The following is a 26273-nucleotide window of genomic DNA, read 5'->3' as shown; positions in this document are numbered from 1 at the left end:
ACGCTCCGGCCGGGCCCCGCCGACGCTCCGCCGCCCGGCCCGCCGGCGGCCGCCGCTCCGTAACGCCCCGCGCGGCCCCCACTCGTCACCCCCCGCCCCGTACCCCCTCGACCCTTTTCGACCCCTCTGAGGAGCCCTCGCACATGACCGTCCACCACGCCGTACGAGAACCGCTCGTACGAGAGCCGCTCGTACGTGAACCGGCCGTACGGGAGCAGGCCGCCGCCGCTCCGGCCGTTCCGGTGCTGCCGGTCGTTCCGGCCGTCCGAGAACTGGGGGCCGCGCGATGAGGGTTCTGCTCGTCGGTGCCAACGGGTACCTCGGCCGGCACGTCGCCGACCGGCTGCTCGCCGATCCCGCCGTCCAGCTCACCGCGCTCGGCCGCGGCGACGACGCGGACGTCCGCTTCGACCTGGCCTCGGGCAGCCCCGGCGCGCTGACCCGGTTCCTGGACGCGGTGCACCCGGGCGTCGTGATCAACTGCGCGGGCGCGACCCGCGGCGGCGCCCGCGACCTGACCCGGCACAACACCGTCGCGGTCGCCACGATCTGCGAGTCGCTGCGCCGCAGCGGCTGCGGCGCCCGCCTGGTGCACCTGGGCTGCGCTTCCGAGTACGGGCCCTCGCAGCCCGGCTCGTCCACCGCCGAGGACGCCGTGCCGCGCCCCGGAGGCCCGTACGGCGTCAGCAAGCTCGCCGCGACCGAGCTGGTGCTGGGCTCCGGCCTGGACGCGGTGGTCCTGCGGATCTTCTCGCCGGTCGGCCCCGGCACGCCGGCCGGATCCCCGCTGGGCCGGCTCGCGGAGGCGATGCGCCGCGCCCTCCAGTCCGGCGAGGGCGAACTGAAGCTCGGCGGGCTCGGCGTGCAGCGCGACTTCGTGGACGTACGCGACGTGGCGCGCGCCGTGCACGCCGCCTCGCTGTCCGCCGCCCAAGGGGTGGTGAACATCGGTACCGGCAAAGCCGTACGACTGCGTGAGGCCGCCGCCGTGCTCGCCAGAGTCGCCGGGTTCGGCGGTGCGCTGCACGAACTGGACGCGCCGCCCGGGTACGCGCCGGGCGGCCACGCGCCCGGCCGGGTCGCCATCCCGGGCCCGGCCGGCGAGCACCCCGGTGGCGGCCTACCCGCCTACCCGTACCCGGACGGCTGCGGCAGCTGGCAGCAGGCCGATGTCCGTACCGCCCGCGACCGGCTCGGCTGGCGCCCGCGCATCGGACTGGAGGAATCGCTCGCGGACATCTGGATGGAGGCCGCATGTCGCATCTGACCGCTCCGACGCCGGCCCTGGACGCGGCGCTCGGCGCCGGTCCGTTCGGGGTCGGGGTGCCCGGTTACGCGCATCCGCTGCTCGCCCCGGCCGAATGGGGCGAGCTGCACCGGCTGGCCCAGGAGGGCCCGCATCCGTCCGGCGGCGGGCCGCTGCACTGGGCGGTGCTGAACGTCGCCGACGGCCCCGGCTCCCGGCCCGACCCGCACTGCCTGGCCGCCGCGGCGCGGCTGCGGGAGGCCGCTGCGGGCCCGGGACGGTACGCGGCCGGTCAGCGCCCGGGCACCCGGCTGCTCGGCCACCTGGACGCCGCACACGGCTCCCGGGGCTTCGGCGAGCTGGTGTCCGAGGCGCACCGGTACCTCGACTGGTACGGCGTGGACGGCTTCGTTCTGGACCGCTGTCCCACAGAGCGGACAGACCTCGCCGAGACCCGCCGGATCGCCACGACACTGCGCGCCCTGAGGGACGACGCGTACCTGGTGTTCCGGCACGGCACGCATCCCTGTGCCGGGTACGCGGAGATCGCCGACCAGCTGATCACCTTCGCCGGTCCGTGGACGGAGTACCGCTGGTCACAGGTGGCGGAGTGGACGGCGGACCACCCCGCGGAGCGCTTCTGCCACCTCGTGCACGGCGTGCCGCGGCCGCATCTGGAGGAGGCGCTGCGCATCGCCCGGTGGCAGGGCGCCGGCACCGTCTTCTTCACCGACCACCGGGACCGGGGCACAGGAGACGCCTGGGAAACACTGCCCGGCTACTGGGACGAATTCGTCTCGCGCATCGGACCGGGTGTCTCGGAATGAAGAAGGGCGTGGCAGTGTTACGGAGAGAACAACCGTAATGAATTACCGACCAACGGAGTCCCCGTGTCGCTGCCACCCCTGGTCGAGCCCGCTTCGGAGCTCACCGTCGATGAGGTCCGCAGGTACTCCCGCCACCTGATCATCCCGGATGTGGGGATGGACGGGCAGAAGCGGCTGAAGAACGCCAAGGTGCTGTGTGTCGGCGCCGGCGGCCTGGGCTCGCCCGCGCTGATGTACCTGGCCGCGGCGGGCGTGGGCACGCTCGGCATCGTGGAGTTCGACGAGGTCGACGAGTCGAACCTGCAGCGCCAGATCATCCACAGCCAGGCGGACATCGGCCGGTCCAAGGCCGAGTCCGCCAAGGACACCGTCCTCGGCATCAACCCGTACGTCACGGTCAACCTCCACAAAGAGCGCCTCGACTCCTCCAACGTCATGGAGCTCTTCGCCGAGTACGACCTGATCGTCGACGGTACGGACAACTTCGCCACCCGTTACCTGGTCAACGACGCCTGCGTGCTGCTGAACAAGCCGTACGTGTGGGGTTCGATCTACCGCTTCGACGGCCAGGCGTCGGTGTTCTGGTCCGAGCACGGCCCCTGCTACCGCTGCCTGTACCCGGAGCCCCCGCCGCCCGGCATGGTGCCCTCCTGCGCCGAGGGCGGCGTCCTCGGTGTGCTGTGCGCCTCGATCGGCTCCATCCAGGTCAACGAGGCCATCAAGCTGCTCGCCGGCATCGGTGACCCGCTGGTCGGCCGTCTGATGATCTACGACGCGCTGGAGATGACGTACCGCCAGGTCAAGGTCCGTAAGGACCCGAACTGCGCGGTCTGCGGCCCGAACCCCACCGTCACCGAGCTCATCGACTACGAGGCCTTCTGCGGCGTCGTGTCGGACGAGGCCCAGGAAGCGGCGATGGGCGCGACGATCACTCCGAAGCAGCTCAAGGAGATGATCGACGGCGACGAGAAGATCGAGATCATCGACGTGCGCGAGCCGAACGAGTACGAGATCGTCTCGATCCCCGGCGCCAAGCTGATCCCGAAGAACGAGTTCCTGATGGGCAACGCCCTCCAGGACCTGCCGCAGGACAAGAAGATCGTCCTGCACTGCAAGACGGGCGTCCGCTCCGCCGAGGTCCTCGCGGTCCTGAAGTCCGCGGGCTTCTCGGACGCGGTGCACGTCGGCGGCGGCGTCATCGGCTGGGTCAACCAGATCGAGCCGGAGAAGCCGATCTACTGACCGCCCGCGCCGCACACAGCGCTTGCAGGAAGGCCCGTCCGCGATACGGACGGGCCTTCCGCATGTCGGACGCCAGGCCCCGGGGCGCGCGGCAAAACCGGTACCGCCGCCGGACGGCCCGGCCGTACCGTTGCCGTATGGACTTCTTTCCGCCGCCCCGGCCGAGGGACGAAGAGCCCGGCGACGAACCGGTGTTCGCGCGGGTGCCCTGGGAGAGCGCGCCCGAGGACGTCATCGGCGGCATCGTGCCCCTGGAGCGGGTGCTGGCCCGCAACGACCACCTGGCGATCGTCGCGACCCAGGCCGTCGCCTATGAGGACGGCGTGGAGATCCGGCTCCGTATGCGCGCCCGGCGCCGTCCCGGCATGAGCCGCGAGGACTGGGCGCACGTCTCCCGCGGCATGTGGGGGTTCAGCGACGATCCGTGGCAGATCGCCTCGGCGGAGGCGGCGGCAGCGGAGGGCCGGCATCCGGACGAGCTGCTGCGCTTCGGTGTGCGCTTCGCGGACGGCGGCGTGGTCACCACCGTCGACGAACACGAGCACGAGGACGAGTGGCCCGGACCGCACCCGAAGCTGCCAGTGCTGACCCTGAACGAGGAGGGCGGCGGCAGCTCCGGCGAGCACATCAACAGCGAGTACGCGCTCTGGCTCTGGCCGCTGCCGCCGCCGCAGCTCTTCGAACTGGCGGTGGAGTGGCCGCTGCTGGGCGTGGAGCTCAGCTTTACGCCGCTGGACGGCGCGGAGATCGCGGCGGCCGCGGCCCGGGCCCGGCCGTTCTGGGACGACTGACGCTCCTGGCGTCCCCGGGGCGCGCGGCTCGTGCCGTGCGCCCCGGAACATCACTGTGCAACGGCCCCTTACAGGGCTCCCTTGCGCGTCAGGAATGTGAACGACAGCCAGCCCGGCAGGACCGGCAGCCAGAACGTCATCAGCCGGAACAGCAGCACCGCCGACAGGGCCGTGTCACTGCCCAGCCCCGCCGCGGTCAGCAGACCGGTCAGGGCCAGCTCGACGGCGCCGACGCCGCCCGGCGTGGGGGCCGCCGACCCCAGCGCGTTGCCCGCGAGGAAGACGACGGCGATGCTCGCGTACGAGATCTGGTCGCTGCCCCCGAAGGCGCGGATCGAGGCGTCCAGGCACATCACGTTCGCCGCCGTCAGCAGCAGCATCCCGCCGATGCCGGCGACCAGCTTCTTCGGCCGCTGCAGTACGTCCAGCATGCGCGGCACGACGCCCGCGAACAGCGACCGCACCCGTGTGACCACGAACTTGCGCAGCGCCGGGATCGCCGTGACGACCAGGGCCAGCACCGCCGCCGTCAGCAGCCCCGCGATGACCGTACGGGAGGGCGAGAGCGAGGGCGTGCGCTCGGTGCCGGTCAGGTAGCCGAAGGTCAGCAGCAGCAGGATGTGGCTGCCGAGGCCGAACAGCTGGGACGCGCCGACGCTCGCCACCGCGAGGCCGGGCCGGATGCCGGCCCGCTGCAGGAAGCGGGCGTTGAGCGCCACGCCGCCGACCGCGGCCGGCGCGACCAGCTTCACGAAGTTGCCCGCGATCTGCGCGATGACCGTCCGCACGAAGCCGACCTTCTCGGGGACGAAGCCGAGCAGGCTGAGCGCCGCCGCGATGTAGGTCAGCGCGGAGAAGAACATCGCGGCCGCCACCCAGCCCCAGTTCGCCTCCCCGATCACCTGGTTGAACTTCACGTGCGTGAGCTGCGAGAGCAGGAAGTACGCGGCGAATGCGCCCGCGATCCAGCTGACCAGCGTGCGCGGGCTGATCCGCTCCAGCTTGGCCGGCTCCACCGGCGCGGTCGGGCGGATCAGCAGCACCTGGCGGCGGATCTGGGTGAGCAGGTCCTCCTCGCGGGCCTCCTCCATCGCCTCGTCCAGCGCCCGCTTCTCGGCGTTCTTCTCGGCCCGCAGCGTCTTGCGGTCGGTGCGGCCCTCCTCCGCCTTGGCCGCCTTGGCGGCCTGCGAGGCTGCCAGCACCGCCTCGCGCTCCCGCTTGGCCCGTTCCCTCGCCAGGTGGCGCAGAGTCGCCCGGGTAGTCCTGCTGAGCGCGATCGGCTGCAGCAGCGGCAGGCTGTCCGCCACCGCGTCCGGGCCGAGCACCTCCACCGCCACCTGCACGCTGCGCTCGGCGCCGACGCGCAGGCCGAGCGTGGTCAGCAGCTGGGCGACGTCCATCCGCAGCACCAGGTCGCTCGCGGCGATCTCACCGCCGCGCAGATCCGTGAGGACGACCATGCCGGAACGATCCACCAGGAGCGCGTCACCGACCAGCCGCCGGTGCGCGATGCGCCGCGACTGCAGCGCGTCGACCTGCTCCCAGGCGTTGTGCATCAGCTCGTCGGTGATCTCGTCGTCCGCGAGCGCGTCCAGGGTGCGGCCCCCGATGTGCTCGTACACGAGCATCACGGCGTCCGGGCCCAGCTCGGAGGTGGCGATCAGCCGGGGCGCGTTCGCGCCGGCGGCGATCGCCGCGTACGCAAGCAGCGCCTCCTGCTCCAGCGCCTGGCGCAGCGACTGCAGGCTGCGGCGCTGGTTGATGCCGCGCAGCGACAGCCGCCGCCACACGCGGTAGAAGAAGCCCTGCGCCTGCTGCTCGCGGTCCACGACGGTGACGTCGATGGGCGGGCCGTCCTCCAGGGTGACGATGTACCGGCGGCCGCGGTCGGAGTGCTCCGGATACGCGGTGTCCTCCGCGCGCAGCGCGCTGACCGGGCGGAAGCCGACCCGGCGCAGGCCCGCGAGGAGGTTCTGGCCGGTGGGCCGGACGTTCGGGGAGCCGACCGCGTACAGCGTGCCGAAGGCGACCGTGTAGCCGATCAGCACGGTTGTGACGATGGCGAACGGCGTGGTGTACCGGCCGACCAGCACCGCGAAGGCGTCCAGGAGCAGCACGCACCACATGGCCACGCGCCAGCGCGGCCTACGGGACATGCCGACGGCCGTCATGTAGGCGATGACCGGCGCCAGGTAGCTGTGCACGGGGGCGGTGATCGCCCCGTTGGCGAGCGGCTGGGTGAGCGCGTCCCGGATCGACTCCGGAGCGGCCTCGGCCACCCACAGGTCCGTCGCGAGCGACACCCCGTGGGCGAGCACGGCCGCGAGCACGCCGTCCGCGATCCGCAGCCCGTCCCGTTTGATCAGCCGTTCGATCGCGAAGGCGACCGGAACGATCAGTACGGCGATGCTCGCGGTCAGCCCGGCGAAGGTGATCAGCAGCTGGGGCGCCTGTCCCGCGCCCTTGCCGATGTCGTTCTCCAGACCCTGCGTGGTGCCGTGCGCGAACGTCGCCAGCGCCAGGACCAGTCCGATCCCCACCACACCGAGCAGGAAGCGCATCAGGTCGAAGGGGCGGTGCACGCGTGCGGGCAGCAGCGGCTCGTCGCCGGAGATGTGGTCCACGTGGAACTCGCTGCCGACGCCTTCGGCGGCGCTGCGGTCGGCGCGGTCCGTACGGGGCGCCTTCACGGGGCGCGGCCGGTCGGCACCGGGTCTGTCGGCGTCCTGCCCCGGGGCGTCGTCGCGCGACGCGCCCGGTGGCGGACGCTCGTCCTTAGGGGTGCGGCCGGCGGCCGATCCCGCCCCTTCGGGCGCGTCGGTCCGCCCGGCCTGTTCGGTCGTACGTGCCATGTCGGTGGTGGAAGCCCTTCCCCGTTGTAGCGGCTGTCCCGGTTCTCTCTCCGGCTGGTCCGGCTGCTCCGGCTTCCTCGTGGTCGTGCCGTCGGTGTCCGTGGAGCGGTGATCGTCGGTGGTGCGGTCGGATCCGGCCAACGCCTCAGGGGCGCCCGCCTCCTCCGGAGGCGCCGCGCCCTGACCCTGCTCGGCCTTCTCTTCTTGATCTCGTATCACCAGTCACCGCCCGGAAGATGGTGGCACGGCCCCGGTGCGGAGGGGGGCATCAGGGTGCATTTCGGGGGCGCGGGATGCGCAGCGTACGCGGCGGCGGCCCGCCGTGCACGTGACGCCACCGCCGTGGCGGGGAACGCGGCGCGTTGTCGGTGGCGTGCGGCAGGATGGGGCGAATGAGTGGGACCGAAGAGCGTGGGAGTGACGCCCCTGACGGCGAGCTCCCGGAGTACGCGGACCTCGTGCTGGGGGTCGCCGAGCGGATTCCGCCGGGCCGCGTGATGACGTACGGGGACGTCGCCGAGTACCTGGACGAGGGCGGTCCGCGGCAGGTGGGCCGGGTGATGTCGCTGTACGGCGGCGCCGTGCCGTGGTGGCGCGTGGTGCGCGCGGACGGCGTGCTGCTGCCCGGCAAGGAGCGGCACGCGCTGCAGCAGTACCGGGCCGAGGGCACGCCGCTGCGTGAGGCGCGGCGTACGGAGGGCGCACCGGGGGAGCGGGCGATGCCGCGCGTGGACATGCGGCGGGCGCGCTGGGACGGCCGGGAAGGGCCGGAACGGGCCACGCACGACTGAGGGGGCGGCAGGCGGTTTCCGGCACGCGGTACTGGGACGCGCTGCGGCTCGTGCGCCACCTGGCGTAGCGTCGGGCGCAGCCCTCGCGGCGGACATCAGCACCCGAACCATCCCGCACTCCCACACCACACGCATCGACAGCCTTACTTCGTCACACCAGCATCACCGCAGACGGGACGTTCGGCATCACCCACCGGCTCCCCGTCTCCACCGCATCGGCACACCAGGCCCCCAGTACCACCGCAACCGCACCTCAGACCCCGGCACAGGCGATCCACGTGAGTTCCTCCCCCTCGGCGATTCCGCAGGCCCGGCAGCATCCGCAGCCGGCGCGGCGGGATGCCCCCGGCGCGTACCGCCTCGTGCGCACCCGGCCGGACGCGGTGCGCCCTCCTGCCTTGGACGCACGCCAGCGCGTCGTGGTTGACCACGAGGACGGCCCGCTGCTCGTGCTCGCCGGCCCCGGTACGGGCAAGACCACGACGCTCGTCGAGGCGGTCACCCGGCGGGTGCGGGAAGGCACCGACCCCGAGCGGATCCTCGTCCTCACCTTCAGCCGCAAGGCCGCCGTGGAGCTGCGCGACCGGATGGCGGCACGGCTGAGCCATGCGGCGGGGCCCGGGGCGGACGGAGAGACCGACGAGGGGAACGGGGCGCGTGGCGAGAACGGGGCGCGGGCGCACGAGCCCGTGCGCCGGGCGGGCAGCCCGCAGGCCACCACCTTCCACTCCTTCTGTTACGCCCTGGTCCGCGCCCATCAGGACGCCGACCTCTTCGCCGACCCGCTGCGCCTGCTCTCCGGTCCCGAGCAGGACCTCGTGGTCCGCGAGCTGCTGGCCGGCCAGGCCGAGCTGGCCCGTGAGCACCGCGCGCCGGTCGGCTGGCCGGACGAGCTGCGGGCGTGCCTGACCACCCGCGGCTTTGCCGACGAGGTGCGCGCCGTGCTCGCGCGCAGCCGGGAGCTAGGGCTCGGCCCGGACGCGCTGGGCGACTTCGCGCGCCGCACGGGACGGCCCGACTGGGGCGCGGCCGCGGGCTTCCTCGCCGAGTACCTCGACGTGCTGGACGCCCAGGGAGTGCTGGACTACGCCGAGCTGGTGCACCGCGCGGTGCTGCTCGCCGAGCGTCCCGAGGTGGCGGCCGAGCTGGCGCGCCGCTACGACGCGGTGTTCGTCGACGAGTACCAGGACACCGACGCCGCGCAGGTCAGGCTGTTGCAGGCGCTGGCCGGGAACCGCGGGCCCGCGCGCCCCGAAGAGGGCCGCGGCGGCCGCACCCTGATCGCCTTCGGCGACCCCGACCAGTCGATCTACGCCTTCCGCGGCGCCGACATCAACGGCATCCTCGACTTCCCGGAGACCTTCCGGCGCGCGGACGGCGCGCCGGCGCCCGTACAGGTGCTGCGCACCGCGCGGCGCTCCGGGGCCGCGCTGGTCGCCGCCACCCGGGTGCTCGCCCGCCGGATGCCGCTCAACCGGCTGCCCGCCCGTCAGGTCCGGGAGCACCGCGAGCCGACGCCCGTACGGGACGGCGGGCGGGTCGAGGCGTACACGTACCCCACGGCCGGCGCCGAGCTGGACAACATCGCCGACATCCTGCGCCGGGCCCATCTGGAGGACGGCGTCCCCTGGCAGGACATGGCCGTCCTCGTACGCGCCGGCGGCCGTTCGATCCCGTCCGTACGCCGTGCCCTCACCTCCGCCGGCGTCCCCCTGGACATCGACGGTGACGACCTCCCGCTGCGCCACGAGCCCGCGGTCGCACCGCTGCTGCTGGCCCTGCGGGTGGCGGCGACGGACGCGCCGGGGGCGGACGGGGAGGTGGTACCGGATGGGGACGGGCTGCCGGTCCGGGACCAGCTACTGGACGGGGACGAGCTGCCGGGCGGGGAGCCGTACGGGGAGTCGGCCGGCGGGCCGGAGGGGCATGAAGGGCCGCTGGAGCCGCTGGAGCCGCTGGAGGCGCCGGAGAGTGGCGGGGAGCCGTTGGCGGAGCCGGAGGGCGGCGAGGAGGCCGCCGGGGCGCCCGACGGGGCTGCGGAGGCGCCGGAGGGGGAACCGGACGGCGCCGCGGCGGCGCCCGCGGAGGCCACGCGCATCGCGCCCGAAGTGGCCATGGAGCTGCTGACGTCCCCACTCGGCGGGATGGACGCCGCCGACCTGCGGCGGCTCGGACGCGCGCTCCGGGAGGAGGAGCGGGCCGCGGGACGGACCGTGCCGCGCCCCTCGGACGTGCTGATCGCCGAGGCGCTGGACGAGCCGGAGCGCCTCGTGGCGCACGACCCGGGGTACGCGCGAGGCGCCCAGCGGCTCGGCCTGCTGCTGCGCAAGGCGCGCGAGCTGCTCGCCGGCGGCGGCACCGCCGAGCAGGCGCTGTGGGAGCTGTGGGACGGCACGCCGTGGCCGGGGCGGCTGGAGCGGACCGCCCGGCGCGGCGGCGCGGCGGGCCGCAACGCCGACCGCGACCTGGACGCCGTCGTCGCGCTCTTCGAGACCGCGGCCCGCGCCGAGGAGCGCACCGGCGGCCGCGGCGCCCTGAACTTCCTGGAGGAGCTGGACAACCAGGACATCGCGGCGGACACGCTGACCCGCCGCACCGTACGGCCCGACGCGGTCCGCCTGATGACGGCGCACCGCTCGAAGGGCCTGGAGTGGCGCCTCGTGGTGGTCGCCGGCGTACAGGAAGGGCTCTGGCCCGACCTGCGCCGCCGCGGCTCCCTCCTGGAGGCCGACCGGATCGGCCGGGACGGCCTCGCCGAACCGCTCACCCCGGGCGCGCTGCTCGCCGAGGAACGCCGGCTGTTCTATGTGGCGGCGACCCGAGCCCGCGAGCGCCTGGTCGTCACCGCCGTGAAGGCCGCGGCCGACGACGGCGACCAGCCCTCCCGCTTCCTCACCGAGCTCGGCGTCGACCCGGTGGACGTCACCGGGCGCCCGCGCCGCCCGCTCTCGGTGGCCGCGCTCGTCGCCGAGCTGCGCGCCACGACCGTCGACCCCGGCGCCTCCGAAGCGCTGCGCGCGGCCGCCGTCGAGCGGCTCGCCAGGCTGGCCGCACTCCGGGACGACGAGGGCCGCCCCCTGGTGCCCGCCGCGCACCCGTACCGCTGGTGGGGCCTGTACGAGCCGACGCACAGCTCCGTACCGCTGCGCGACCGCGACACCCCCGTGGCGCTCTCGGGCAGCGCGCTCGACCAGCTCGCGAACGCCTGCGCGCTCCAGTGGTTCCTGGGCCGGGAGGTCAGGGCGGACGCGCCCGCGACCGCCGCGCAGGGCTTCGGCAACGTGATCCACGTGCTGGCCGACGAGGTCGCCGCCGGGCGCACGCCCGCCGACCTCGCCGTCCTGATGGAGCGGCTGGACTCCGTATGGGACGCGCTCGCCTTCGATGCGCCGTGGAAGTCGCGCCAGGAGAAGGACAGCGCGCGCGCCGCCCTGGAGCGCTTCCTGCGCTGGCACGTGATGGAGCGCGAGGCGCTCGGCCGCACCACGGTGGCAACCGAGCACGGCTTCGACGTGACGCTCGAGGCCGGTGCGGCGGGCGAGTACGCGGTCCGCATCCGCGGCAGCATGGACCGCGTCGAGGCCGACGCGGACGGCCGTGCGTACGTCGTGGACTTCAAGACGGGCAAGAGCAAGCCGACAGCGCCCGAGGTGGCCCGGCACCCGCAGCTCGCCGTGTACCAGCTCGCGGTGCGCGAAGGCGCGGTCGACGAGGTCTTCGAGGGGCGCACTCCGGAAGCGGGCGGTGCCGAGCTCGTACACCTGCGCCAGGGCGCCCCCAAGAAGGACGGCGGCGACGCGCTCCCCGTGGTGCAGGCCCAGCAGCCCCTAGACGGCGACTGGGTGGGCGACCTGCTGGCCACCGCCGCCGGGCGGGTCCTGGAGGAGCGCTTCGTCCCCTCGACCGGCAAGCACTGCGCCCACTGCGCGTTCAAGAGCTCCTGCTCGGCGCGGCCCGAGGGGCAGCACGTCGTCGAGTGACGATTCGCGCCACCCGAGTCCTTTACAGGCTCTGACCGGCCCTTTTCCTCCGTTGTCAGTGCCGCCCGTTACCGTCTCGGACGTGTCCGCACGCATCACCGACCCCGAACAGCTCAAAGAGCTGCTGGGCATCCCGTTCACCCCGGAGCAGACGGCCTGCATCACCGCGCCGCCCGCCCCGCAGGTGATCGTGGCCGGCGCCGGCTCCGGCAAGACGACGGTCATGGCCGCCCGGGTGGTGTGGCTGGTGGGCACGGGGCAGGTGGCCCCCGAGCAGGTCCTCGGCCTGACGTTCACGAACAAGGCGGCGGGCGAGCTGGCCGAGCGGGTCCGCACGGCCCTGCTCGCGGCCGGCGTGACCGACCCCGATCCGGTGCCGGCCGGCCGGGGCGGCGCCGACGACGCCCCCGGAGAGCCGCGCATCTCCACGTACCACGCCTTCGCCGGGCAGCTCCTGAAGGACCACGGCCTGCGCATCGGTGTCGAGCCCAGCGCCCGGCTGCTCGCCGACGCCACCCGCTTCCAGCTCGCCGCCCGGGTGCTGCGCGCGGCGCCGGGCCCGTATCCCGCGCTCACCACCTCGCTGCCCACCCTCGTCGAGGACCTCCTCGCCCTCGACGGCGAGCTCGCCGAGCACCTCGTCACCCCCGAGGAGCTGCGCGCGCACGACACCCGGCTGCTGGCCGAGCTGGACGCCGCCAAGCTCAGCAACGCCGAGCTGCGCCAGGTCCCCGAGGCGGTGCGCGGCCGCCTGGAGCTGCTCGACCTGGTCGGCGCGTACCGAAGCGAGAAGCGCCGCCGCGACCTCCTCGACTTCGGCGACCAGATCGCCCTCTCCGCCACGCTCGCCACCACACGCGCCGAAGTGGGCGGCCTGCTGCGCGAGGAGTTCGCCGTCGTCCTCCTGGACGAGTATCAGGACACCTCGGTCGCCCAGCGCCTGCTGCTCTCCGGGCTCTTCGGCGGGGGTACAGGGCACGCCGTCACCGCTGTCGGCGACCCCTGCCAGGCCATCTACGGCTGGCGCGGCGCCTCCGTGGCCAACCTCGACGACTTCCCCCGGCACTTCCCGTTCGCCGACGGCAGCCCGGCGCGCCGCTTCGCGCTCAGCGAGAACCGCCGCAGCGGCGGCCGCCTCCTGGACCTCGCCAACGGCCTGGCCGCCCCGCTGCGCGAGCGCCACGAAGGCGTCGAGGCGCTGCGCCCGGCACCCGGCGCGGAGCGCGACGGCATCGTGCGCTGCGCCCTGCTGCCCACCCACGCCGACGAGATGCGCTGGCTCGCCGACTCCCTCGCGCACCTCGTCCGTACGGGCACGCCGCCCGGCGAGATCGCCGTCCTGTGCCGTACGGCCGGCGATTTCGCGCGTATCCAGGGCGAGCTGGTCGCGCGCGACATCCCGGTGGAGGTCGTCGGCCTCTCCGGGCTGCTGCACCTCCCCGAGGTCGCCGATCTGGTCGCCGTCTGCGAGGTCCTCCAGGACCCCACCGCCAACGCCGCCCTGGTCCGCCTCCTGATCGGGCCGCGCTGGCGCGTCGGCCCCCGGGACCTCGCCCTGCTCGGCCGCCTGGCCCGTACGCTCGTGCACCACGAAGGGCCCTCCGACGACCCCGAGCGGCGCCTCGTCGAAGCCGTCGAGGGCACCGACCCCGCCGAGGTGATCTCCCTCGCCGACGCGCTGGACACGTTCCTCGGGACGGACGGCGCTTCTCACGAGGGCGACGGGCCGGGAGCCGGGCTGCCCTTCTCGGCCGACGCCAGGGTCCGCTTCGCCCACCTCGCCGCCGAACTGCGCGACCTGCGCCGCTCCCTCGGCGACCCCCTGATGGACGTCCTGCACCGCGTCCTGGCCACTACGGGGCTCGACGTCGAGCTGTCCGCCTCGCCGCACGCCTTGGCCGCCCGCCGCCGCGAGACCCTGAGCTCCTTCCTCGACGTCGCCGCCGGCTTCGCGGCCCTGGACGGCGAGGCCACGCTGCTCGCCTTCCTCGGCTTCCTCCGCACGGCCGTGCAGCACGAAAAGGGCCTGGACAGCTCCCTCCCGGGCGGCGAGAACACCGTCAAGGTCCTGACCGCGCACAAGTCCAAGGGCCTGGAGTGGGACGTGGTCGCGGTCCCCGGGCTGGTCGACAAGCAGTTCCCCAGCAGCCGGTCCCGCGAGTCCTGGACCAGCCAGGCCAAGGTGCTGCCGCACGGCCTGCGCGGCGACGCCGACACCCTGCCCGACGTGCAGCAGTGGGACAGCCGCGGCATGAAGGCGTTCAAGGAGGCGATGAAGGACCACCAGTCCACCGAAGAGCTGCGCCTCGGGTACGTCACGTTCACCCGCCCCCGCTCCCTGCTGCTCGGCTCCGGCCACTGGTGGGGCCCCGACCAGAAGAAGCCGCGCGGCCCGTCGGACTTCCTGGAAGCGCTGCGCGCGCACTGCGAGGCGGGCCACGGCGAGGTCGAGGAGTGGGCCGATCCCCCCGAGGAGGACGCGGAGAACCCGGCCCTCGTGGCGGCTGCCGACGACGGCACGGGGGAGTGGCCACTCCCGCTGGACCCGAAGGCGATGGCCCGGCGCCGGGGAGCGGCGGAAGCGGTACTGGAGCGCCTGCGGCACCTCGAAGCGGGCGCCCCCGCCGACGCCGCCTCCGAAGGAATCGGGGCCCCCGAGGCCGAGGTCCCCGCGCCCGCGCCCGACCCCGCGCACCCGGGCTCTCCCGAGTACTCCGGTGGAGCCGCCCCCACCGTCCCCGCGGCCCGGGACGGCGACGCGGCCGACGCGGCGACCACGCTCGTCCCCGAGGAGCGGCGGGCGATCGCTTCCTGGGACCGGGACCTCGACGCGCTGGCGGGCGAGCTGCGCAGGTCCAGGGCGCGCGTCCAGGACGTGCCGCTGCCGGTCTCGCTCAGCGCCTCGCAGCTGATGCGGCTGGCCGCCGACCCGGACGGCTTCGCGCGGGAGCTGGCCCGCCCGATGCCGCGCCCCCCGCAGCCCGCCGCGCGCCGCGGCACCCGCTTCCACGCCTGGGTCGAGTCCCGCTTCGAGGAGCTGACGCTGCCGATGCTCGGCCCCGAGGAGCTGCCCGGCGCGGCCGACGACGAGCCGTACGAGGACGGCATCGCCGACGAGCGGGACCTCGCCGTCCTCAAGGAGGCGTTCGCGCGCACCCCGTATGCGCGGCGCACCCCGCACCGAGTGGAGGCGCCGGTCCAGCTCACCCTCGCGGGCCGGCTCATCCGCGGCCGCATCGACGCCGTTTACCGCCAGGACCCCGATCCGGAGGCGGCGGACGGCTATGCAGGCCCCACCTACGAGATCGTCGACTGGAAGACCGGCCGCGGCCAGGACGCCGACCCGCTCCAGCTGGCCCTGTACCGCCTCGGGTGGGCCGAGCAGCGCGGCGTTCCGCTGTCCGCCGTGCGCGCCGCCTTCGTGTACGTACGCAGCGGTGAGGTCGTGCGCCCCGACCGCCTCCCGGGCCGCCGCGAGCTGGAACGCATCCTGCTCGGCGAGGCGCCGGACGGCGCGGCGGAGGCGTACGACGGCGACCGGGCGTCCCCAGCCGGTCACGGAGGTGAGACCGACGACCGTGCGACCCACACGGGCCGATAGGCTCAGGGGTATGAGCAGCACCCCGGACAGCGCTGTCCGCACGTACATCAGCAGCCGACGTGACGCCTTCCTCGACGACCTCGGCGCCTGGCTGCGCATCCCCTCCGTGTCGGCCGACCCCAGCCACGCCCCCGATGTACGCCGCAGCGCCGAATGGCTCGCCGCGAAGCTCACCGAGACCGGCTTCCCGACCGCCGAGGTCTGGGAGACCGAGGGCCTGCCCGCGGTGTTCGCCGAGTGGCCGTCCGGCGACCCGGAGGCCCCGACCGTGCTGGTCTACGGCCACCACGACGTGCAGCCCGCCGCCCGTGAGGACGGCTGGCACACGGAGCCCTTCGAGCCGCACACCGCCGACGGCAAGCTGTACGCGCGCGGTGCCGCCGACGACAAGGGCCAGGTGTTCTTCCACACCCTCGGGGTGCGGGCGCACCTCGAAGCGACCGGCCGCACCGCCCCCGCCGTCAACCTCAAGCTGCTCATCGAGGGCGAGGAGGAGTCCGGCTCGCCGAACTTCCCCGCGCTGATCACGAAGCACGCGCACCGCCTCGCGTGCGACGCGGTGATCGTCTCCGACACCGGCATGTGGGCGAAGGACACCCCGACGGTGTGCACGGGGATGCGCGGCCTCACCGACTGCCAGATCGACCTGTACGGCCCCGACCAGGACATCCACTCCGGTTCCTTCGGGGGCGCCGTGCCGAACCCGGCGACCGAGGCGGCCCGGCTGGCCGCCGCGCTGCACGACGCGGACCGCAGGGTCGCGATCCCCGGCTTCTACGACGGCGTGATCGAGCTCACGGAGCGGGAGCGGGAGCTCTTCGCCGAGCTGCCCTTCGACGAGGACGCGTGGCTGCGCACGGCGCACTCGCACGCGGCCCTCGGCGAGGCGGGCTACTCGGTACTGGAGCGCATCTGGGCCCGCCCCACCGCCGAGGTCAACGGCATCGGCGGCGGCTACCAAGGCCCCGGCGGCAAGACCATCGTCCCGTCCTCCGCCCAGCTGAAGCTGTCGTTCCGGCTGGTCGTGGGCCAGGACGCGGACGCCGTCCAGAAGGCCGTGCGTGCCTGGGTCGCCGAGCGGCTGCCGGCCGGCATCCGGCACGACATCACCTTCTGGGGCGCCACCCGGCCCTGTCTGACCCCACTGGACCACCCCGCCCTGCAGTCGGTCGCCCGCGCGATGGGCCGGGCCTTCGGACAGCAGGTCCGCTTCACCCGGGAGGGCGGCTCGGGGCCCGCCGCCGACCTCCAGGACGCGCTCGGCGCCCCGGTGCTCTTCCTGGGCATCTCCGTCCCGTCCGACGGCTGGCACGCGCCCAACGAGAAGGTCGAGCTGGACCTGCTCATGAAGGGCGTCGAGACCGCGGCGTATCTGTGGGGCGACCTGGCGGAGAACTGGCGCCCGGCATGACCCGTTCTCCGCGGTCGGGCCCCTCGTAGTGCCGCCGCCCCATATCCGTACGCAGCCCGCACCTCTCGCATAGGGGGAGTTGGAAACACCAGTGACCACCCGGATCGATCACGACGCACACCGGCCCATCACCTTCAGCGCCGACAGTGGCATCGACCGCAGCGCGCATCACCGACTCGACGAGGCATGGCTCGCCGCGGCGTGGAGCCACCCGACGACGCGCGTCTTCGTGGTCTCGGGCGGCCAGGCGCTGGTGGACGACACCCCGGACGGCCGCACCGAACTGGTCATGACGCCCTCCTTCGAGGCGCCGATGACCGAGACCCACCGTTACTACCTGGGCCAGGACGAGGACGGCGTCCGGTACTTCGCGCTGCAGAAGGACTCGCTGCCGGGGCGCATGGACCAGTCCGCGCGCCCGGCCGGGCTGCGCGAGGCCGGCCTGCTGCTGTCCGAGCGCGACGCCGGGCTGCTCGTGCACGCCGTCGCCCTGGAGAACTGGCAGCGGCTGCACCGCTTCTGCTCGCGCTGCGGCGAGCGCACGGTCATCGCGGCCGCCGGCCACATCCGCCGCTGCCAGGCCTGCGGGGCCGAGCACTACCCGCGTACCGACCCGGCCGTGATCATGCTCGTGACCGACGAGGAGGACCGCGCGCTGCTCGGCCGCCAGGTGCACTGGCCCGAGGGCCGGTTCTCCACGCTCGCCGGCTTCGTCGAGCCCGGCGAGTCCATCGAGCAGTCGGTGCGGCGCGAGGTCTACGAAGAGGCCGGCGTGGTCGTCGGGGACGTCGAGTACGTCGCCAGCCAGCCCTGGCCCTTCCCCTCCAGCCTGATGCTCGGCTTCATGGCCCGCGCCACCTCGCCCGAGATCCAGGTGGACGGCGAGGAGATCGAGGAGGCCCGCTGGTTCTCCCGCGAGGACCTGCGCGAGGCGTTCGAATCGGGCGAGGTGCTGCCGCCGTACGGCATCTCCATCGCGGCCCGCCTGATCGAGCTCTGGTACGGCAAGCCGCTGCCGAAGCCGTAGCGGCCGCGGACATGCGTGAGGGCCGGAACCGTCGGGTTCCGGCCCTCACGTGTCCGGCCTCACAGCATGCGCGCCGCGCGAGCGTCAGGCGGCGAGCTTCTCCTTGATCCACGCGAGCGGCGGGTTGCCCATGGCGTGCTGCTCGCCGCCGCTCTCGGGAACCACGACGACCGTCGGCACGAGCTGGTTGCCGCCGTTCACGGTCTCCACGTACTTCGCCGACTCCGGGTCGTGCTCGATGTTGACCTCGGTGTACGCGATGCCCTCGCGGTCCATCTGGCCCTTGAGCCGACGGCAGTAACCGCACCACGTGGTGCTGTACATCGTGACAGTGCCCGCCATGAGTCCCGTACTCCTTTGTGCTGGTCAGCTGTGCGCTGCTGGGGACCGCGGCATCTGCCGCGGCCGGAACGGTTCAACGCGCGACCACTCCCGGCCATTCCCGGCCGCCTACGGGGCGCGCGTATTCGTATGACCGCCGAGCCCGGCTGTGGACAACATTCTCGGCTGCCGCCGTGGACCTGGCAGCATGGCGGGGTGACAGCAGCAACGGATCCCACCCTCTTCCCGCAGGCACCGCAGGCGACGAACTTCCCCGTCGCCCCGGCGGACGCCGACGCGGTGCTGGAAGGGCTCGACCCCGAGCAGCGCGAGGTCGCCACCGCGCTGCACGGCCCCGTCTGCGTGCTGGCCGGTGCGGGCACGGGCAAGACCCGCGCGATCACCCACCGCATCGCCTACGGCGTCCGCGCGGGCATCCTCCAGCCGAGCACCGTCCTGGCCGTCACGTTCACCGCGCGTGCGGCGGGCGAGATGCGCGGCCGGCTGCGCCAGCTCGGCGCCGGCGGCGTCCAGGCCCGTACGTTCCACTCCGCCGCGCTGCGCCAGCTCCAGTACTTCTGGCCCAAGGCCGTCGGCGGCGAGGTCCCCCGGCTGCTGGACCGCAAGGTCCAGCTGGTCGCCGAGGCCGGGGCCCGCTCCGGCATCCGCCTGGACCGCACGGAGCTGCGCGACGTCACGGGCGAGATCGAGTGGTCCAAGGTCACCCAGACCGTGCCGGCCGACTATCCCGCCGCCGTGGCCAAGACGACCCGCGAGGCCCCCCGCGACCCCGCCGAGATCGCCCAGATCTACCGCACCTACGAGGACCTCAAGCGGGACCGCGGCGTCATCGACTTCGAGGACGTGCTGCTGCTCACGGTCGGCGTGCTTCAGGAGCGCCCGGACATCGCCGAGCAGGTCCGCGCCCAGTACCAGCACTTCGTCGTCGACGAGTATCAGGACGTGAGCCCGCTCCAGCAGCGCCTCCTGGAGCTGTGGCTCGGCGACCGCGACAGTCTCTGCGTGGTCGGCGACGCCAGCCAGACGATCTACAGCTTCACCGGCGCCACCCCCGATCACCTGCTGAACTTCCGCACCCGCCACCCCGGCGCGACCGTCGTGAAGCTGGTCCGCGACTATCGCTCCAGCCCCCAGATCGTCCACCTCGCCAACGGCCTCCTCGCCCAGGCCCGCGGCCGCGCCGCCGAGCACCGCCTGGAGCTGATCTCCCAGCGCGAGGCGGGCCCGGAGCCGGTGCACACCGAGTACGGCGACGAGCCCGCCGAGGCGGAGGGCACCGCCCGCCGCATCAGGGACCTCATCGCCTCCGGCGTGCCCGCGGGCGAAATAGCCGTCCTGTTCCGCATCAACGCCCAGTCCGAGGTGTACGAACAGGCGCTGGCCGACGCGGGCGTGCCGTACCAGCTGCGCGGGGCCGAGCGGTTCTTCGAGCGTCCGGAGGTCCGCGAGGCCGGGCACAAGCTGCGCGCCGCCGCCCGCTTCGGTGGGAACGACGCCCTGCTGGACGACGCCATGGACCTGCCCTCCGAGGTCCGGGCCGTGCTCAGCGAGATGGGCTGGGGCGACCGGCCGCCGGCCGGCTCCGGCGCCGTGCGGGACCGCTGGGAGTCGCTGGCCGCCCTGGTCCGGCTCGCCGAGGACTTCGCGCGGGCCCGCTCCGGGGCCACCCTCGCCGACCTGGTCGCCGAGCTCGACGAGCGGGCCAATGCCCAGCACGCCCCGACCGTCGACGGTGTGACGCTCGCCTCGCTGCACGCCGCCAAGGGCCTGGAGTGGGATGCGGTCTTCCTGGTCGGCCTCACCGACGGCATGCTCCCGATCACGTACGCCAAGACGGACGAGCAGCAGGAGGAGGAGCGCCGCCTGCTGTACGTCGGCATCACGCGCGCCCGGCGCCACCTGAGCCTCTCGTGGGCTCTCTCGCGGTCTCCCGGCGGCCGGGCCCACCGGAGTCCCAGCCGGTTCCTGAAAGGGCTGCGACCGGGCTCCGGGGCCGCCGGACAGCGGTCGCCCGGTGGCGCCGGCGGTATCGAGCGCGGCGCCGGCGGAGCGGCCGGCCGCGGCGAGGAGCGGGACGCGGTCCCCCGCAAGCGCCGCGGGCCGATCCGCTGCCGGGTGTGCGGCCGGGTGCTCAGCGACGGCGGCGAGATGAAGCTGATGCGCTGCGAGGACTGCCCCTCCGACCTCGACGAGGGGCTGTACGAGCGGCTGCGGGACTGGCGCGCGGCGCAGGCCGAGGCGTTGGGGCAGCCGGCATTCTGCGTCTTCACCGACAAGACACTCATGGCGATAGCCGAGGCGGTTCCGGGAACCGAACAGGAGCTGGCGAGCATCCCTGGAGTAGTAAGGCGCAAGCTCGGCAGATTCGGCGCCGACGTCCTGGCCCTGTGCGCGGGAGAGGAACTCCCCGGTGGAGAACTCGCGACGGACCGGGCCGGAGGTGACGAGGACGCTACGGAATGAAGGCTTCCGGGGAACGGTTCCTGCGACGCGGAAAAGTCGTCGGAAAAATAGTTTGCGCGCGCGGAGCGCATCCCCATAGCCTTCGGAAGCACGGAGACAACGGGCCTTCCGAGAACCGTTGGATTCGTGCTGTACTGAACAACCCGGACCGGTTCGCATCGGTCCCCGAAGACGCCGAAAGGAGGCGAGACCAGTGATCAGCTTCATCGAGACCCAGAAAATGACCGATCTCTCGGTCGCCGCCACCTGCCCGCTCGGCTCTTCGCTCCATGGCACCGGTCTGTCCGGAGCCGGCCTGTCCGGTTCCGTCCGTCCGTCCGGCGTCGAGGCAGCGCGTCCCGCGACCCTCGCGATTCTTCCGATTCGCGAGCGCAGCGAGCGACCGACCAAGGCACCTGAGGTAGCAGCAGCGGCAAACGGGCACGCCTTTGCCTTTGCGGCGGCCAATGGTGCCGAATCCCGGACTCAGTACGCCACGACTCAGTACGCCACGCAGCAGCAGAACATGTGGGCCTTCCGCGGGCTCGAACCCTGGAGTGATCCAGCCTGATCGGCGAGATCAGGTCGGCACCTTCCAGGGCCGCGGAACCCACACCGGGATCCGCGGCCCTTTTGTTTGTCCTTCTGCAGCCGGCAGAGGGCGCTACACGACAGCCCAGCCACCAGCCGGGCCGAACAGACGAGGAACACACCACCGTGCAACTCCAGACGCACACCCCGTCCGTCGCCACCGACCTGATTCCCCCGCCCGACTCCCAGGAGAACTCCTTGCTGCCCCTCACCGAGCTCGACGACGAGATCGACCGCCTCGGCGCCGCCGTCCCGTGCCGCACCTACGACCCGGAGGTCTTCTTCGCCGAGTCGCCGGCCGACGTCGAGTACGCCAAGTCGCTGTGTCAGACCTGCCCCGTACGCGAGGCATGCCTGGCCGGTGCCAAGGACCGCCGCGAGCCCTGGGGGGTCTGGGGCGGTGAGCTCTTCGTCCAGGGGGTCGTCGTCGCCCGGAAGCGCCCGCGTGGCCGTCCGCGCAAGAACCCGGTCGCGGCATGAACACCACAGGCACAGGCACAGGAACGATCGACCGTCCCGCCACCAGGGACCCCCAGAAGCAGGACCCCACGATGAACCCGTCCTTCACCGACACCCCCGCCCCCGCGAACTCCGGCGCGAACGAGCGTCGTCAGAACAGGACCCGTGAAATGCAACTCATCCCAGAAGCCCTGGCGAGGGCCCATATCCATCAGCGCTTGCGCGAGGCCGAGACCGAACGCAGAGCTCTCCGGCTCGCCACGGCCCGGCGCATGCAGCGCCGCGCCGAACGCGTCTCCCTCCGCGCCCGCCGCGCCCTGGCCATGGCCGTCATGCAGTGACACCCGCCCCTCACCTGCCCACCCCGTAGCGCGCCCCACGCCCCTCCCGGGCAGTGCGGCGCGCTACGCGCTGTGGGAGGAAGGGACAGGGGGTAGAGGTAGGGCCAGAGATAAGAGATAGGGGCAGAGGCAGGGAGTGCTTGGTACTTGGTACTTGGCAGATCAGCGGCTCGGGGGGGCCGTACGTCGCGACCTCTGGATCGGATAGTGCGCCGCGACTCCTGGACCGGGTCGGACCGGATCGGATCTGATCGCGCCTTGCGATATCTCGATCAGATCGTGCGCCGTCGTGGTGGAACGTGCACCCGGTGCGTGGACCGTGCGCCGGGGCGGCTGGGCCGTGCGCCGGGATGCCGGAGTCGTGCTCCGACACGCACCGCCTTACTGGTGCGTTGTGCACGTATTGTCGGCCTTGGTGGAGATATCGTCGGGCAGTGGACCATGAGACGCATGAACGGGCGGAGTTGACCGACGAAACCGACCGGACCGACCGGTCCTCCCGGACGGGCGGGCCCGTCGGGGCGGGCGAGGGCATGGTGTGTGCCCGGTGTGGCGCGGTGGCCGATGGTACGCCCGCGACCTGGACCTGTTCCGTCGAGAACGGCACCCGCCGCTACTTCTGCGAAACCTGCGCCCGCACCCATCTCCGCGCCATCGAATCCCGCCTGGACTCGGCCTGGTGGTGATCACCCATGCCCGCCGTCGAGGCCGTCAGCGGGCATCAAACGGGGGAGAAGCGTAACGGAAGTCCGTGGCCGTTTCCCCGCGTCCCAGCACCACCCGGGCGCTCACCCCGCCCTCTGCCTCGCCGATCCCCGTCTCGCCGATCCCCGCCACGCCGAGATCGGCGAGCGTCATCCGCGCCGTGATCGTCATGCAGGTGGCGAGCGCGGCCTCCAGGAGTTCGTGCGGCCGCATGCCTGCCGAACCGCCCACGTCCGCCTTGCAGGTGTCCGCGACACCCTCGTTCTTCCCGGCCCGGTAAGCCACTTGGTAGGGAATCGCCGGCATCCGCGCCTCGACAGCCATCCGTTTCCCCTGCCCTTCCCTGTCCCGCTTCTCGCCCGCCTCTTTTCGCGGAGGCTAGCGACGGCCACCACATGCCGAGAAGAGCGGTCCGCATGGTGGTCGCAGCGGTGTCGCTGTGGTCGCGGCAAAGGCAATGGTTGCGGCGAAGACGAGGTGGCGGTTGCGGCGAAGGCGGTCCGGGATCGGGTCAGGCGGAGGTTTCTTCCGCGTCCTCCTCGTCCGCGGTCGTATCGCTCCGGGAACCCCTGCCGGCGCCGGCGTCCGTCTCCATGTCGGAGCAGGTGTCGCGAGTGGACTGGGTGGGGAACGGAGCGGGCTCGGGCGTGGTCACGGGCGCAACGAAGCCCGGTAGCCACGTGGTGAGTTCGTCGCGGAGCCGGACCGTCGCGCCCAGCTGGCACAGCACGCCGATCGTGCTCAGCGTCACGCGGTGTATCAGGAGATACGCCGGCGGCAGGTTCAGCTGCTTGCCCAGCTGGTGGGCGGGGGAACGGGGATCCGCGATGCGGGTGGCCTGGGTGCGCATCCAGCCCCGGGTGAAGGTGAACTCCTCGGCCTGCGCCGGCTCGATGATCGGCAGGAGGTAGTCCATGACGGCGTCCGGCTCCAGGTCGACGGAGTCCTTGACGAATCCCTCCTCGCACAGCAACTCGTAAACCGCATCCGCCCGGCCGTCCAGCGTCATCCGCAGCGACGTGCCGATCGTGGGCGGCAGCCCGTCCGGCAGCCGGTCGACCGTGCCGAAGTCCAGTACCCCCAGCCGCCATTCCTCCGGCAGCCCGTCGGGCGCGTCCCCGGTCAGCAGGCGGAAGTTGCCCGGGTGCGGGTCGGCGTGCAGCAGGCCCGTACGCGCGGTGCCGGAGAAGAGGAAGCGGGCCAGCAGTTGTCCGGCGCGGTCCCGCTCCTCCGGGCTGCCGCCCGAGATCACTTCGGAGAGCGGTACTCCGTCCATCCATTCCGTGACCAGCACCTGGTCGCCCTGGTGGACGACGGCCGGCACCACGACGTCCGGATCGTCGGCGAACTCCGCGGCGTACGTGCGCTGAGCCGCTGCCTCCAGGCCGTAGTCCAGCTCCTCCGAGACCCGGTCGCGCAGCTCGGTGATCAGCGGTTTGACGTCCATCCCGGGGATGAGCGGGCCCAGCAGACGGGCGAACCGCCCCAGTTGGGCGAGGTCGGAGAGCAGTGCCTCGCCCGCCCCGGGGTACTGCACCTTCACCGCGACCTCGCGGCCGTCGTGCCACACCGCCCGGTGCACCTGCCCGATCGACGCCGCGGCCGACGGCTTGTCGTCGAACTCCGCGAACAGCTCCCGCCAGTCCTCGCCCAGCCGCTGGGCGAGCACCGCGTGGACGGTGGCGGAGGGCAGCGGCGGCGCCGCCTCCTGCAACTTGGTCAGCGCGGCGCGGTAAGGCCCGGCGATCTCCTCCGGCAGCGCCGACTCGAAGACGGACAGCGCCTGCCCGAACTTCATGGCCCCGCCCTTGAGCTGGCCCAGCGTCGCGAACAGTTGCTCGGCCGTGCGCTGCTGGAGCTCCGTGGCGATCATCTCCGCCGGCCGCCCGCCGATGCGCTTGCCCAATCCGAGTGCGGTGCGTCCGGCGAAGCCCAGGGGGAGGGCGGCGAGCTTGGCGGTACGGACGACGGCCTTGCGCGGCAGATCAGACATGTGCACGTCCTCCCAAGGTCCCGACTCGGCCGGGAGCGTTGTTCCCACAGGTCAGGTGAGTCAGAGCGGTCGGATCGGTCAGAGCGGACGGATCAGTTGGCACGACCGGTTCGGTGGGAGTGGCCGGTCGAGTATCAGCAAGATCGATGACATCGGTGATGCCGGTGAAGCCGATGGAGTCGGAGCGGCGTTCGGTGGAGTCCGAGCGTTCGGTGGAGTCGGAACGGTCGGCGGGGTGGGTGGAGGCGGCCGGGACGGCGCGGTCGGCGTCCGCGGGATCGGTGACCGCTGGGTGAGGTTGTGCCGGCATGCGCCCCTCCAACTCGCGCTGGCCCCGGGTGGGGTTACTCCGTCATTGTGGCGTGTCGGGGACGAGGATCCGAGGCGGCTGCCGTGGCAGGGGAGCGCGCCGCGCCACAAGGGCACTCGGGATGAGCCTCGATCTGATCGATGTCCCAGCTCATACAAGGGAGCGCAAGCTCCGTCCGTGCGCCCGTACAGGGTGGCAGATGCCCGTCGAGGAACGTCAGGACCTGTGTCGCGGCGAGTCCCGCCACGGTCGTGGCCAGCGCCGCGTCGCACGCGGGCACAACCGGCGCGGCGCGGCCCGAACGCCACTGGGCCAGCAGCCGGGGCCAGGCCGGCTCGGCGTCCGTCCGGCGCAGCTCCCAGCAGCCGGCGCAGGCCGAGTCGCCGGGGAGCACCAGCGGCCCCACCACTGCCGTGGCCTCGATCACGCCCGCGTACAGATGGGGCATGCCGGTGGCGAGGTAGGACTCGGCGAGCCGGGGATCGGGGGCGTAGGCGGCCAGGCCGTCCCGTGGGGCGAGCACCGTCAGGGCGAGGGGCGCCTCATCAGGCGGGGCGGACGCGCCATCGGCGGGCCGGGCGGATCGGCCCGTTCGCCCTGTGCGTGGGCCGGTTCGTCGTGTCCATGGAGAGGAGGCGCTGACCAGGCGGCGGGCGGACACGTCCCGCCGCTCGCCGACACGGTCGGCGGGGAATCCGGCGGGCAGTACGTCCCAGGGCTCGACCCGGCCGCCGTCCTGCACGTCCACCTGCCCGACGCCCGCAGCGGAGAGCAGCGCCGCGATCGACGCGCCCACCCGGCCCGTGCCGCGCACCCGTACCCGTGCGGAGTGGCGCGCCCACAGCCGTTCGTCCGCGCCCGCCGAGTCGCGATGGCGTACCGACAGGGCGGCAAGGTCGGGGCGCAGCCGGTCGAAGGCGGGGAGGTCGGCCTGGAGCGCTTCGGTCGCCGGTGTGCCGCGGGCGGGCGTCTCCAGCAGCCCGGCGGCGTCCAGGCGGCCGACGATTTCGCGGGCATGACCCGGCGGCAGCTGCAGCGCCTTGGCCTCGCGCTCCAGTTGCTCCACGCTGCGGGTGCCGTCGATCAGGCTCAGCAGACTGCCGGTCGCGCTGTCCAGCGGGCCCACCACCACGGCGTGGGCCGGGGCGACGCCGAAGCGCACGGTGGCCCTGTCCCGCCAGCCGCGCCGCAGAGCCGGCTTGAGCATCGGGTGCGGGGAAGGGAGAGGAGAAGGGAGAGGAGTCGAGGGGCTGGGGGAGAGAGGGGCAGGGCGGGGGCGGGAGGCGGATTTCGGCGATTCGGGTGCTGAGGGCGGTGTGGGT

20 protein-coding genes are annotated in these 26273 nt (G+C 73.2%); 15 read left to right on the top strand and 5 right to left on the bottom strand.

What is annotated here, in order from left to right:
• The first annotated feature begins 143 nt into the window (after positions 1 to 143).
• The 5 genes from ABT381_RS18365 (at position 144) to ABT381_RS18345 (ending at position 4106) form a co-directional block, all read left to right on the top strand.
• Complete coding sequence (locus ABT381_RS18365; protein ID WP_157849007.1) at positions 144 to 290, top strand: hypothetical protein; 147 nt, start codon at positions 144 to 146, stop codon at positions 288 to 290.
• Positions 287 to 1267 (top strand): NAD-dependent epimerase/dehydratase family protein, encoded by a 981-nt coding sequence (locus tag ABT381_RS18360; RefSeq protein ID WP_351594928.1) that lies wholly within the window; start codon positions 287 to 289, stop codon positions 1265 to 1267. Before ABT381_RS18365 ends, ABT381_RS18360 begins: the two co-directional genes overlap by 4 nt.
• Positions 1255 to 2073: a spherulation-specific family 4 protein gene (locus tag ABT381_RS18355; protein ID WP_351594925.1), complete on the top strand. Its 819-nt coding sequence runs from the start codon at positions 1255 to 1257 to the stop codon at positions 2071 to 2073. Before ABT381_RS18360 ends, ABT381_RS18355 begins: the two co-directional genes overlap by 13 nt.
• A 63-nt stretch (positions 2074 to 2136) precedes the next feature.
• A complete protein-coding gene (moeZ, locus tag ABT381_RS18350; protein WP_351594922.1) occupies positions 2137 to 3315 on the top strand; it encodes an adenylyltransferase/sulfurtransferase MoeZ in 1179 nt (392 codons plus the stop codon).
• A 137-nt stretch (positions 3316 to 3452) separates the two neighbouring features.
• A complete protein-coding gene (locus tag ABT381_RS18345) occupies positions 3453 to 4106 on the top strand; it encodes a hypothetical protein (protein WP_351594920.1) in 654 nt (217 codons plus the stop codon).
• A 68-nt stretch (positions 4107 to 4174) separates the two neighbouring features.
• Here the strand turns inward: ABT381_RS18345 and ABT381_RS18340 are convergent, their stop codons facing one another.
• Positions 4175 to 7177, bottom strand: coding sequence for a lysylphosphatidylglycerol synthase transmembrane domain-containing protein (locus ABT381_RS18340; protein ID WP_467754555.1), 3003 nt, complete (start codon positions 7175 to 7177; stop codon positions 4175 to 4177).
• A 173-nt stretch (positions 7178 to 7350) separates the two neighbouring features.
• Between ABT381_RS18340 and ABT381_RS18335 the strand changes: the two genes are divergently transcribed.
• The 5 genes from ABT381_RS18335 (at position 7351) to nudC (ending at position 17768) form a co-directional block, all read left to right on the top strand.
• Positions 7351 to 7749: an MGMT family protein gene (locus ABT381_RS18335; RefSeq protein WP_467754556.1), complete on the top strand. Its 399-nt coding sequence runs from the start codon at positions 7351 to 7353 to the stop codon at positions 7747 to 7749.
• A gap of 278 nt (positions 7750 to 8027) precedes the next feature.
• Positions 8028 to 11729: an ATP-dependent helicase gene (locus tag ABT381_RS18330; protein WP_467754557.1), complete on the top strand. Its 3702-nt coding sequence runs from the start codon at positions 8028 to 8030 to the stop codon at positions 11727 to 11729.
• A gap of 82 nt (positions 11730 to 11811) precedes the next feature.
• Positions 11812 to 15330 carry an ATP-dependent helicase gene (locus ABT381_RS18325; protein WP_351594912.1) on the top strand — a complete coding sequence of 1173 codons (3519 nt, stop codon included), beginning with the start codon at positions 11812 to 11814 and terminating at the stop codon, positions 15328 to 15330.
• 10 nt (positions 15331 to 15340) lie between these two features.
• Complete coding sequence (locus ABT381_RS18320) at positions 15341 to 16741, top strand: dipeptidase (RefSeq protein ID WP_351594909.1); 1401 nt, start codon at positions 15341 to 15343, stop codon at positions 16739 to 16741.
• A 91-nt stretch (positions 16742 to 16832) separates the two neighbouring features.
• On the top strand, positions 16833 to 17768 hold the full coding sequence (gene nudC, locus ABT381_RS18315; protein ID WP_351594906.1) for an NAD(+) diphosphatase: 936 nt from the start codon (positions 16833 to 16835) through the stop codon (positions 17766 to 17768).
• Positions 17769 to 17852: 84 nt separating this feature from the next.
• On the opposite strand, the gene ABT381_RS18310 is transcribed toward nudC, so the two are convergent.
• Positions 17853 to 18110 carry a glutaredoxin domain-containing protein gene (locus ABT381_RS18310; protein ID WP_351594903.1) on the bottom strand — a complete coding sequence of 86 codons (258 nt, stop codon included), beginning with the start codon at positions 18108 to 18110 and terminating at the stop codon, positions 17853 to 17855.
• Positions 18111 to 18239: 129 nt separating this feature from the next.
• Here ABT381_RS18310 and ABT381_RS18305 point away from each other — a divergent pair, with 129 nt between their 5' ends.
• The 5 genes from ABT381_RS18305 to ABT381_RS18285 all read left to right on the top strand — a co-directional run bounded on the left by ABT381_RS18305 (position 18240) and on the right by ABT381_RS18285 (position 22629).
• Positions 18240 to 20573: an ATP-dependent DNA helicase UvrD2 gene (locus tag ABT381_RS18305; protein WP_351594900.1), complete on the top strand. Its 2334-nt coding sequence runs from the start codon at positions 18240 to 18242 to the stop codon at positions 20571 to 20573.
• A gap of 193 nt (positions 20574 to 20766) precedes the next feature.
• On the top strand, positions 20767 to 21123 hold the full coding sequence (locus ABT381_RS18300) for a hypothetical protein (protein ID WP_351594897.1): 357 nt from the start codon (positions 20767 to 20769) through the stop codon (positions 21121 to 21123).
• A gap of 146 nt (positions 21124 to 21269) precedes the next feature.
• Positions 21270 to 21623: a WhiB family transcriptional regulator gene (locus ABT381_RS18295; RefSeq protein WP_351594894.1), complete on the top strand. Its 354-nt coding sequence runs from the start codon at positions 21270 to 21272 to the stop codon at positions 21621 to 21623.
• A complete protein-coding gene (locus ABT381_RS18290) occupies positions 21620 to 21943 on the top strand; it encodes a putative WhiB-interacting protein (protein ID WP_351594892.1) in 324 nt (107 codons plus the stop codon). The genes ABT381_RS18295 and ABT381_RS18290 overlap by 4 nt, the downstream gene beginning before the upstream one ends.
• A 434-nt stretch (positions 21944 to 22377) precedes the next feature.
• Positions 22378 to 22629, top strand: a complete 252-nt coding sequence (locus tag ABT381_RS18285; protein ID WP_351594938.1) for a hypothetical protein — start codon at positions 22378 to 22380, stop codon at positions 22627 to 22629.
• 25 nt (positions 22630 to 22654) lie between these two features.
• On the opposite strand, the gene ABT381_RS18280 is transcribed toward ABT381_RS18285, so the two are convergent.
• The 3 genes from ABT381_RS18280 to ABT381_RS18270 all read right to left on the bottom strand — a co-directional run bounded on the left by ABT381_RS18280 (position 22655) and on the right by ABT381_RS18270 (position 26158).
• Positions 22655 to 22972 carry an OsmC family protein gene (locus tag ABT381_RS18280; RefSeq protein WP_351594889.1) on the bottom strand — a complete coding sequence of 106 codons (318 nt, stop codon included), beginning with the start codon at positions 22970 to 22972 and terminating at the stop codon, positions 22655 to 22657.
• A 187-nt stretch (positions 22973 to 23159) separates the two neighbouring features.
• Entirely contained in the window at positions 23160 to 24641 is a 1482-nt protein-coding gene (locus ABT381_RS18275; RefSeq protein ID WP_351594886.1) for an ABC1 kinase family protein, read from the bottom strand.
• A 344-nt stretch (positions 24642 to 24985) separates the two neighbouring features.
• The gene (locus ABT381_RS18270; RefSeq protein WP_351594883.1) at positions 24986 to 26158 is read right to left on the bottom strand and encodes a ThiF family adenylyltransferase; all 1173 of its coding nucleotides are present in this window, start codon (positions 26156 to 26158) and stop codon (positions 24986 to 24988) included.
• Positions 26159 to 26273: the final 115 nt, after the last annotated feature.

The sequence above is a fragment of the Streptomyces sp. NPDC000151 genome (genome assembly GCF_040301705.1).
In the GTDB taxonomy this organism is placed as follows: domain Bacteria; phylum Actinomycetota; class Actinomycetes; order Streptomycetales; family Streptomycetaceae; genus Streptomyces.
This window is presented reverse-complemented; position numbering and strand designations above follow the sequence as displayed.